General features: G+C 36.2%; 6 protein-coding genes. 2 read left to right on the forward strand and 4 right to left on the reverse strand.

Features of this window, described 5'->3' with window-relative positions; genetic code table 11:
* The first annotated feature begins 145 nt into the window (after positions 1 to 145).
* Positions 146 to 1120, forward strand: a complete 975-nt coding sequence (gene glsA, locus H6G18_RS22380) for a glutaminase A (RefSeq protein ID WP_190409298.1) — start codon at positions 146 to 148, stop codon at positions 1118 to 1120.
* A gap of 87 nt (positions 1121 to 1207) precedes the next feature.
* On the opposite strand, the gene mltA is transcribed toward glsA, so the two are convergent.
* Positions 1208 to 2440, reverse strand: a complete 1233-nt coding sequence (mltA, locus tag H6G18_RS22385) for a murein transglycosylase A (protein WP_190409299.1) — start codon at positions 2438 to 2440, stop codon at positions 1208 to 1210.
* Entirely contained in the window at positions 2441 to 2695 is a 255-nt protein-coding gene (locus H6G18_RS22390; protein ID WP_190409300.1) for a hypothetical protein, read from the reverse strand. It abuts the gene before it with no gap.
* 712 nt (positions 2696 to 3407) lie between these two features.
* Between H6G18_RS22390 and H6G18_RS22395 the strand changes: the two genes are divergently transcribed.
* Entirely contained in the window at positions 3408 to 4121 is a 714-nt protein-coding gene (locus H6G18_RS22395; protein WP_190409301.1) for a hypothetical protein, read from the forward strand.
* A 75-nt stretch (positions 4122 to 4196) separates the two neighbouring features.
* Here H6G18_RS22395 and H6G18_RS22400 read toward each other — a convergent pair whose 3' ends face one another.
* Positions 4197 to 9836: an ATP-binding sensor histidine kinase gene (locus H6G18_RS22400; protein ID WP_190409302.1), complete on the reverse strand. Its 5640-nt coding sequence runs from the start codon at positions 9834 to 9836 to the stop codon at positions 4197 to 4199.
* A 153-nt stretch (positions 9837 to 9989) separates the two neighbouring features.
* A complete protein-coding gene (locus H6G18_RS22405) occupies positions 9990 to 10355 on the reverse strand; it encodes a hypothetical protein (protein ID WP_190409303.1) in 366 nt (121 codons plus the stop codon).
* Between the last annotated feature and the right edge of the window lie 531 nt (positions 10356 to 10886).

The raw sequence follows: 10886 nt of genomic DNA on the forward strand, positions 1-10886 counted from the left end.
GAAAAACTGAATTAGATAGTGAGACACTATAAAATAGGGCATTAGCTTGAGTAGATGGTTCAAGCAATGTATAAAAAATAACTTTTAGCCTAAAAAGCCCAAATTACTTAATAAAACGCAATTTTTGAGAGCAAGCTATTAGCTCATGGCACATAAAGCAAATCCAGGAGATTTAGAAATACTTCCTTCTCCCTTATTAAATGTGATCAAGGACTTGCACTCTAAATACAAGTCACTGAAAGAGGGAATAGTAGCGAACTACATACCAGAATTGGCCAAAGCCAACCCAGACCTGTTTAGTATTTCCATCGTTACGGTAGACGGTCAGGTTTATCAGGTAGGAGATTATCAACAACTATTTACTATTCAGTCGATTTCTAAAGTTTTCGCCTATGGACTGGCTTTAGAAGATCATGGACGGGATTATGTCTTAACTAGGGTTGGTGTAGAACCGACCGGGGAAGCATTCAACTCGATTATCTTGGATGAGCTATCGAAGCGTCCTTATAACCCAATGGTAAATGCTGGTGCGATCGCCACCACTAGTTTAATCAAAGGGACTGGAGCAACGGAACGCCTGAATCGGGTGCTGGAGATGTTTCGGCGATATATCGGCCATGATGTGTTCGTTGATATTTCTGTATTTACTTCCGAACGCAGCACAGGACACCGTAACCGGGCAATGGCACATCTCATGCTCAACTTTGGGATGATAGATAAAAATATAGAAGAAGCTTTAGACTTATATTTTCAGCAGTGTGCTGTGATGGTTAATTGTCATGACTTGGCCGTAATGGCGGCTACTTTAGCTAACCGGGGTGTGAACCCAATCACAGGGGAACAAGCTGTAGATAGTAGATATATAAAAGATATACTCAGCGTCATGTACACCTGTGGGATGTACAACTTTGCTGGGGAATGGGCGTATAAAGTCGGTATTCCGGCAAAAAGCGGTGTTTGTGGGGGAATTATGGCAGTTGTACCCCATCAAATGGGGATTGCTGTGTTTTCCCCACCTTTAGATATTCGAGGTAACAGTGTGCGGGGAGTGAAAGTGTGTGAAGAACTTTCCCAGGAGCTGGGTTTACATTTATTTGAATGTGGAAATGTAAAAAGGTGATGTGTGCTAAGTCAGAAGTGGGGAGTGATGAGTGCTGAGTGAAGAGTAAGAATTTCTCCCCTGACTCCCTCATCTCTCCCTACTCCCTCATCTCCTCAGCAGCAAATAATATAGTGAACCATTACCGCCTGTAACACCTGCGCGATCGCCTGCTACTTTACCAGTTCCCATGAAATAATCTACTCTTCCTGGGCCTGTAATGGCACTACCGGTATCTTGATCCAATACATAGCGGCTGACAGTGCGATATTCCATTCTGCCACCAGCAGCTGGAAAAGGAATGGAAGTATGAACTAGTGCTAGTGCGCCTGGAGGCATTAAAGACTTGTCTGTGGCAATGGAACGTTCTGCTGTTACTGGTACATTAATACTACCAGTAGCTGGTCTACTACCAGTTTCTTGGAAGAAGACGAACCGTTCCCAACGTGGAAGATAGTTATTTAATTCGTGGGGTTCTTGGCGGAAGAAGCTGATCATTTTGGGCATAGTCATACCAGCTAAAGGTAGTTTGCCATCTTTTGCCAGTTCTCGCCCAATACTAGTCCAGGGATAATCAGTTCCGCCTGCATAGCCAATAGCAGTTCGCTTTCCATCAGTTAACTGAATTTGAGCAGAACCTTGGATGTGTACCATGTACGCATCTAGGCGATCGCGGAACCATAGCAATTCTGAACCGCGTAAAGGGCTTTTATGCCCTTGTAAACCGTCTTTTCCTTCCAGTTGTAGCCGTGTTGGATGTGGTTTAGACCATTGGCTGAAATTAGACGGTAATCGATATAGAGGATACTTGTATACAGAAGTTCTCACACGGCTAGCACTATAAACTGGCTCGTAATAAGAGGTAAACTTCACAGTACCCTTGCCGTCATTACCTACAGACTGGTAAAAAGCAAACTCTCGTCGCACAGCAGATTGCAGTTGGGCTGGAGTTTTAGAATTGACAACTAGTTGACGGAAACGTAACAAACTCCGCCGTACCCGATCCAAAGTGATTCCTCTAACTGGATAATTTTGATAGAGTCGGTTAGCGGTATTTGTTGTTAAGTAACGCAGACTGTTATCAATTGATCTTAATAGCGCTTGGCGATCGCTTGGTCTACCCACACCAAAAATTTGCTCATCCAAACCCAAACAAGGATTTTGAGTGACACAATTGTTGCCAATCTCAACTAATCTCAGGGGTGGCTGAGTTGCAGGGGATGGTGTTGCAGGATTGCTGGGGAGTGGTGACGGGACATTAATCACCTGAGCTACTGCGATCGGATTTACAACAGCAATTCCCAGACTCAAGGAAACCAAAGCAAGGGTTTTTCTCATCATTTAGTTGAATCTTTCAACACTAGAACTAAAAACAGGTTCTACCCGGATGGCGACAATCCGGGATGGGCGCACAACCATATACTCCCCCTGAATATTCTTGATCGGTACGCTAATAAAGTCACTAGAACCGGATTTGGGTACAAGTTCGCCACTATACCATTTTTGGAATTCCTGAATTGTGGGAAACCGTACCTCTTCTCGATGACCACTTTCCAACATCAGGTGTACGGCGTATTCGTTTGGAGTTCTAGGCATAAGGTTGAATCCCTTAAAATATGTTCAACCCATTGTTAACCACGTTACACCAGAATGAAAAGGGTAAGCATACGGGAGCAAGATTTACTGTTCGGGAGAGGCTGAAATTAGAAACTCATGACACATTACTCCTAACGCTTCCTTCTCTTCCCGCCTATGACGGTTAGTTACCAGGAGACAGTTCCCAATAATTTGCAAATGAAAGAAATTCTTGGGGGAGGGTGGGGAGTATTACAAGTATAGGTTTTTAATAAAACCAACATAAAACCAACAAAAGAATAATAACTTGATTAACCTCTATGCGCCAAAGCTAGTATTTTAGGGACAAAACTGCAAAAAATGTAAGAATCATCAAAATTCAAAAAAACATAATCTATTTTAGTTTATTAATATTTCATAGGCTTAAGATCAAGCATTTTTAGTCACTACTTAAAATAAGTGTATTCATTTTGAAACTCTATCGAGAAAATTCTCTATTAGTATTGATCAGTGTCATCATGAAGATTCTTTGAAAAACTTTAGTGGAATTACTTACTTTCAAAGATATATTGTTGATATATGAAGATTTATATTGTTGATAAATTTTATACATAACTTATTTTTATATAAAAAATACATATTTTAAAGTTCCTAGCAATTACTGTTTTTATTTTTAATAAAACATTTAACAATAAATGTATAAATCAAGGAAATCAAATACAGGGTAATCGAGATGAAAGAAGTTCTTGCATTCATTGAGCACAAAAAACAAGAATTCGCCCAATTGCCAATCTTTGAATTTCTCACAGACAAAAGCATAGATCCCAGACAAAAACTAGCCTTTGCTCCCTGTATTACTCCTTTTGTTATGAATATTTGGGAAGTTAACAAATATTTCTTTCGAGAAGAACCGACAAATGACCCCATTCAAGCATTAATTAATGTCCATTCTTATGAGGATGACCATCATTTTCTCTGGTACTACGAAGATATGGAAAAATTGGGTTTTAACACATCAATGACATACCTTGATGCTTTGAAATTTATCTGGGGGCCAGCAAATGAAAAAGCACGGCAAGTATGCTACAAACTAGCAGCCTATGCTTACCAAGCAGACCCAATTTTGAAGCTAGCAGTGATTGAATCAAATGAAGCAACAGGTAACGTATTCTTATCTATAACAGCAGAAATAGCGCGGGAAATACAGCAAATTACCGGAGAAAACTACCGTTACTTTGGTGAATATCATTTAGCTGTAGAAACTGGTCATGCTATGGGTACACCTGATGTAGAAAGCTTGATTGAAAATATAGAAATCTCAGAAGAAATGCGGGAGAGAGCTTGTCAGTTGGTAGAACAAGTATTTGCTGCTTTTACAGAAATGCTGAATGAATGGATGGCTTATGTAAAAGCTAACAAACTAGACCAAGTACCAATAGCAGCATAAGTTCATACTTAGTAAATTTGAGTATTCTTAATACTCAGCCTGGGTTCTTTTTATCAGAATCCAGGCTCTTTAATTTTAGGCTTGCTGTAATGGTATGTCTATGACAAATTCTGTTCCCTGTCCGATAGTAGAAGTACAAGTTAATTTACCTTTATGTTTTTCTACAACTATCTGATAACTAATAGATAGACCTAAGCCAGTACCACTACCAATAGGCTTAGTTGTAAAAAATGGATCAAATATTTTCTGTTGTATCTCTTCTGTCATTCCACAACCATTATCGAATATTCTAATTCTAACTATATGAGATTCTATTAGCGCAGTATTAATCCGAATTTGAGGCGCAATTAATAATTCAGTATCTGTAATTGTTAACTCCTCCAAAGCATCAATTGCATTAGTAAAAATATTCATAAATACTTGATTAAGTTGACTTGCATAACAAGCTACTAGTGGTAATTTTCCATATTCTTTAACAATGGAAATTTCTGCTTTTGTCTTATCAATAACTTGTTTATTTGTATTGCTGATTTTCTTAATTCTATGCTGTAAAATCAGCAAAGCATTATCAATTCCTTCATGAATATTAACAGATTTCATTTCTGATTCATCCAAACGAGAAAAGTTACGTAAACTCAATACAATATCACGAATGCGAGTACTTCCAACTTTCATGGAATTGAGGATTCTTGGTAAATCTTCCGCTATAAAATCTAAATCAATTTCTTCAGATTTTTCTATAATTTGAGGAGAATAATCACAATTCTCTTGCCTATATATATTAATTAAATCTAATAAATTTTCTATGTATTCACTAGTGTGAAGGAGATTAGCATGAATAAAATTGATGGGATTATTAATTTCGTGGGCAATTCCAGCTACCATTTGCCCTAAAGAAGACATTTTTTCACTTTGAATCAATTTAGCTTGAGTTAACTTTAACTGTTGGAGAGCTTGTTGTAAACTTTGATTTTTGTTGTTAAGTTCAGCAGTTCTCACTACAACTTTTTCTTCTAATGTATGATTATATTCTTCTAAGTGTTCCTTAGCTTGTGCTAGATTTTTGTACAGTATAGCATTTTCTAAAGATATTGCTGCTTGTGTAATCAAAAGTTTGAGAACCTCTAAGCGATCGCGTGTGAATGCCCCTATAATCAGATTATTTTCTAAATAAACAATTCCCAGCAATTTATTTTGATTAATCATGGGAATACATAAAATGCTTTTTGGTTTTTTAGAGATGATATAACTATCTGTCGCAAAAGAAATTTGAACTTCCGTATCATCAATAACTAATATTTCTTCAGTTCGCTTGACGTAATTAATTATATTTATAGGAACATCTTGACTAGACTCTAATTGAATTGAAGATAAATTGGTATGAGTAACTTCAAAAGTTGAACTAGTACTAACTGCGGTAACAGTTAAGGCTGAATTATTATCTTCCTTTAAAATCAAAACGCACTTTGATGCTCCTGCATTCTCCATAACTAGTTCAATTAACTTAGAAAGAAGTTCTTGTAGTTCAATTTCTCCTGATAGTACCTGAGATGCTTTAATCACAGCAGCCAAATCTAGCATATCCGAAATGCTTGTACTATGAGAGCTAATGACAGTTTCACTAGCCGTCAGAGTAGAATTAATTGCAACGTCAGAATGAGTAATTTCAGATTTAAGCTGGCTTTGCTCTTTCAGTTTTTCTTGTTGGATAACGGTAGTTAATAATTGGGGATAACGTGTTTGCAAATCTTGAATCTTAGCTAATGCACCCCAACGAAGATAGCCATAATAAGCATCAGTTAAATAAGTTTGTGCGAACCTTTGTTTACCCCATTGCAAATAAAATTTAGCTGCTAGTTCGTTGGCTAACGCTTCTTCATGAATATAGTTGTGCTGTTGAGCTAAAGCTATAGCACGATCATACAATTCCATTGCATCTAAGTTTTTACCAAGGACTCGATATAATTCAGCCTCTACCAAATAATATTTATGTAAAAAATTCATAGGAGCATTTTCAGCCCACTGCTGCATTTTTTGTTGATTATGCGTTACACTTTCTAAAATATATTGCTGTTGTTCTTTATTCTTACTTGTATAAATTGCTAGCGCAGATAAAGAGCTATAAAAGTAGAAAATAGTAACTACAAATTTTGCTGGAACTGTCTCTAAATACTCTTCAGCATAAGTAGCATTTTCATAAGCTTGTAAATAATTTTCAAATAGATAGCAGAGTAACAGTTGTTCTAAATATATATAAAAAATAGCAAGCTTATTACCTTTTTTATTCATGAGTGGTAGCATACTTTCTTCAGTGTATGCTTTGCCTTGTAAATAAGATGAATTTTCTACCTTCAACAAATTTAATACTGCTTGCCAATTAATTGTGTGTAGCTGTAATGGAATTTCCTGATTTAATTTCTGAATTTTCTCATGATAATCACTCATTTCTCTTTCTAATTCTGAAAGATTTTTTCCTAGAAAAAAGGAATGTTCAGCATACATATATATAGCATAAGCAGCTTGTTCTAAATCTCCAGTTTCTAATCCTATCGAATAAGCACTGATCAAAGAATTTAAACTTTGTTGGAGATGATCTTGCCAATGTATCGTAAAATTATTAACAACAAAAGTTGTAATACACCGCAATTCTCGGGGATTAAATATATCTAATAACTTTAAAGCTAATTGACCTAAGCGATAACATGAATAAAGATTACCTGATAGACTCCAACAATTCACTGCATAAACTGCATAAGCCAAAGATGATACATCACAATTACCATAGATCAGAGATAAATTGACTTGTTTAAGAGCTATTAAAGAAAACATGAGAGAATTACTAGCATAAGTAATAGGTAAAAGTCTCCCCATTATTTTCATCAATACTAATTTATTTGGATCAGTGAGATGAGGTAAATTAAATAGATTATCAATCTGTTTACCTACAAATGCTAACTGTACTTGTTGTAGTTCTACTTCAATATCTGCCTGATTTGGCTGTTCTGGAAACGGCAAATCTAGTAAATTTAAGATTTCTACACCTGTCTTAATAGCATCAAAACTACAACCTTGTGCTTTGTATGCTTCTATCTTAATCTCATATGCTTTGACTTTGTCTAATAGTGTTTTAGCTTGGATTAAAACTATTTCTAGTAATTGTTCCATCTGCTCAAAATTGCCACTAAGATATGTAGCTTCTGCGGCAGTTTCATGTAAGTTCAGCGTAAGCTTATATTGAGCATCCCAACAATCGGACGGTAAAAGTTCAATACCAGTTGTTAAGTATTTAATAGCAGCCGAGTAAGCTGTTGATGCTAAAGCTTTACGTCCAGCAGTAAGATTCATTGCTGCTAGTTCATTTCGCTGCTTTTCATTAGTAATCAATTCTACTGCGATATTAAACTGATTAACCAATTCAAAAATCTTTTCTTCTCTTTCGTAAACTGGAGTATTACTGTTGAGTAGTATGCCAATTTCTAAATGAAGAAATTTTTTATATTTTTGTAGAATTAGAGAATAAGCAGCTTGTTGTATCCGATCATGTACAAACTTATATTTGGTTAGGTGACATTTATTTGATAGTTCATTTGTTGGATATTCAGCAATATATATATTTCCATAATCATCTAGTTCTGGGAGTACATTATAATAATTCCCATGAGATATAATTAAGCCTTCCAGTAAGCCCATCCATAAATCAGAAGCTGTCTCTAATATAGATTTCTTGTAAATGATCGCTAGAGTTTTTAAATCAAATTCATTACCAATACAAGCCGCAACCTTTAATGCTTCTTGAGTTTCATTTGGTAACTTTTTTATTTGATCTGCCATAAACTCTACAACATCATCAGTGAAAGTCAATTCTTGGATTTCTTGGATTTTATATTGCCAGTAACCGACCTCCGAATTTAAAGTAATCAATTTATTTTCATAAAGATATTTAAGAAATTGATTAACAAAAAATGGATTTCCTTTAGTTTTAGCAAATACTATTTGTGTTAAAGCAATAACAACTTCACTGGCACAATGAAGGGTATCAGCAATTAATTGATTTAAATCATTCTGATTGAGCGGTAATAAATTAATAGTATTGACATAGATATTTACTTCGTTAATTTTTGTGAGTGTTAAATATAGCGGATGTGTTGTAGAAATTTCATTATCTCTATATGCACCAATTAGCAGTAGTCCACCATCAATATTGCTGTCTTTTTCTGTTTCCAATGTCAAATTAGAAGATGTGCTTTGACTCATCAATACTTGAAGAAAGTTTAAAGAAGCCACATCTGCCCATTGCAAATCATCCAAAAAAATTACTAAAGGATGTTCTTTGTTGGTGAAGACATGGATAAATTTCTGCAACAGCGTATTAAAGCGGTTTTGACAGGCACTCCCAGAAAGTTCAGCAACAGGAGGTTGTTTGCCAATAATCCTTTCGAGTTCAGGAATTACTTCTGTTAGTATGCAACCTTGTGTATCTAATACCGCTAATATTTTGCTTTTCCAGTCTTGAATTTGGGCATCCGTTTCTGAGAGTATTTGCCCAATCAAATCTCGAAATGCTTGTACTAACGCTGATAAAGGGATATCACGTTGAAATTGATCAAATTTTCCTTTGATAAAGTAGCTACGTTGCCGCACAATTCTTTTGTGGACTTCATTAATCACAGCCGTTTTGCCAATACCAGACACCCCTGAGACTAAAAGCATTTCCTTTTTACCGCTAGTTACTCGCTCAAATGTAGTCAGTAAAGTTTCTACTTCATTTTGGCGACCATACAGTTTTTCTGGAATTACAAAATGGTGGGAAATGTCTCGCATTCCTAACTCAAAAGATGCTATGTTGCCAGTTTCTTGCCACTGGTTTCGACATATTTCTAAGTCATGTTTTAGTCCTTGAGAACTTTGATAGCGGTCTTCGGCATTTTTGGCTATAAGCTTGTTAATGATATTAGATAAAACTAGAGGAATATTAAAGTTAATATGACTGACTTTTGGTGCTTCTTTGGCTATATGGCAGTAAACTAACTCCATCGGTTCGTTACTGGTAAAAGGTAACAAACCTGTCAGCAATTCAAAGAAAGTAATACCCAAAGAGTAAAAATCAGAACGATAATCAATACCTCGGTTCATTCTTCCTGTTTGTTCAGGAGAAATATAGGCTAGAGTCCCTTCTAATACATTAGGATTGAGAATGGATTGAATTTCTCTAGGCAAAATAGTAGCAAGACTAAAGTCTATGAGTTTAACTTCCCCTGTAGTGGAATTAATCAGGATGTTAGCGGGTTTGATATCTTTGTGAATGATGCGCTCACGATGCAGTCCGTCAAGGATAGCTGTAATCTCAATAGCAATATGGAAGAACTCGTCTAGAGAAACTGGTTTGTTTTTTTCTTTTTGCTTGCTTTGTTGCCAGTCTTTCAGAGATATGCCGTCAAAATCTTCCATCACTAAAGCATAGCTGTTGTGATAACTCTCGAAGCTCAAGGGTTTGACAATACCAGGCAGATCAAGGTTTTGAGTGATAGTATACTGGTTACGGAACTGACCAATTTCAGCGAAGGTTGGATATTCAGTCCGCATCAGTTTGATGATGACTGATTGTTGGTCTAGTTCCCTAATTGCGCGATAAACCAGAGTTTTGCTACTTACATAGATTTGTTCGGTAATACGATAGCCAACGATAGGGTATTCTGTGCCGCTTAATACTGACATTAAGGTTAAGGTCTACTAAATAGATTTGCATCATTTAGTATTCCCATGTGACGAGCATCACTATACATTGACAAAATATTTGCTAATGAGTGAGTAACTACTCTGCTAGGACAAGAGAGAATGGAAAATGCTGAATGAGTCATAGCTTATTAGCTATGACCCACTTAAATTAAATATTCGGGCGGGTAGGGATCTTAGTGCAAAATGTGAGTCAACTGTGACTACTAGTAGGCGAGGATCTGGTTGCTCGGTAGGACGCGATCGCATCAGATGGTCGAAGGCTGCTAACTCCGATGATTGCAATATTCCTAAAGGTCGTACCACCCCCATCAACAAGCCAACAACTATTACACTAGCTAAAAATGCCGTTTGGAATTTCCTCATAGGTAGCAGAGGTCTTTCCTTTCCGTTTGTCCTTGAAGTTTCTCCTGTGCTTTCTGTTTCCCGCATGAATCGCAGAACTGTTATCAATGGGGTTGCAGCTGCTGTCAGTGCTGAAATTAAGGTGGGAAAATCCATAGCACTCCTATGACTTGGAATAGCAACTAGTCAAACTACAAATGAGAGTCCAAATCGCAGATTTCTATTGCGCCGAGATGTTTGTCAACATTCTCTGCCTTAGAAATGCTTGCTTTTCTTCAATAACAACTGAATCCTTCTGAAAAGGAGGGACTTGACAAACCTATATAGTGTAATAATTACTGGAATTCAGAGTAAGATTTTTGATCAATTTAGGCAAAATGCTCGATACCTACCAAAAGCTATCGTTTTAGTAAAAAGTTAGTACCAATTCTTAAAAAAAATTCATTTCAAGAGAAACTTTTACAAATTATTAGATAAGGAAAAAAATCTTTGGAATTATATGCAGGATAAAAAGATGAAGCTGGTAGATGACAAGTTGCTCAGAATTGGACATTGAGTCATCTTACCGTATGGATAGTCCCAGAAGTGTTGAATGTTAAGAAAAAGCCAATAAAAATAGCCCAAAATATGTTAGATTTTGGGCGAAGGATTAAAATATTTTAGTTTAACAGTGATTATAAATTCATT

The organism is Anabaena subtropica FACHB-260 (assembly GCF_014697105.1).
Taxonomy (GTDB): domain Bacteria; phylum Cyanobacteriota; class Cyanobacteriia; order Cyanobacteriales; family Nostocaceae; genus Trichormus; species Trichormus subtropicus.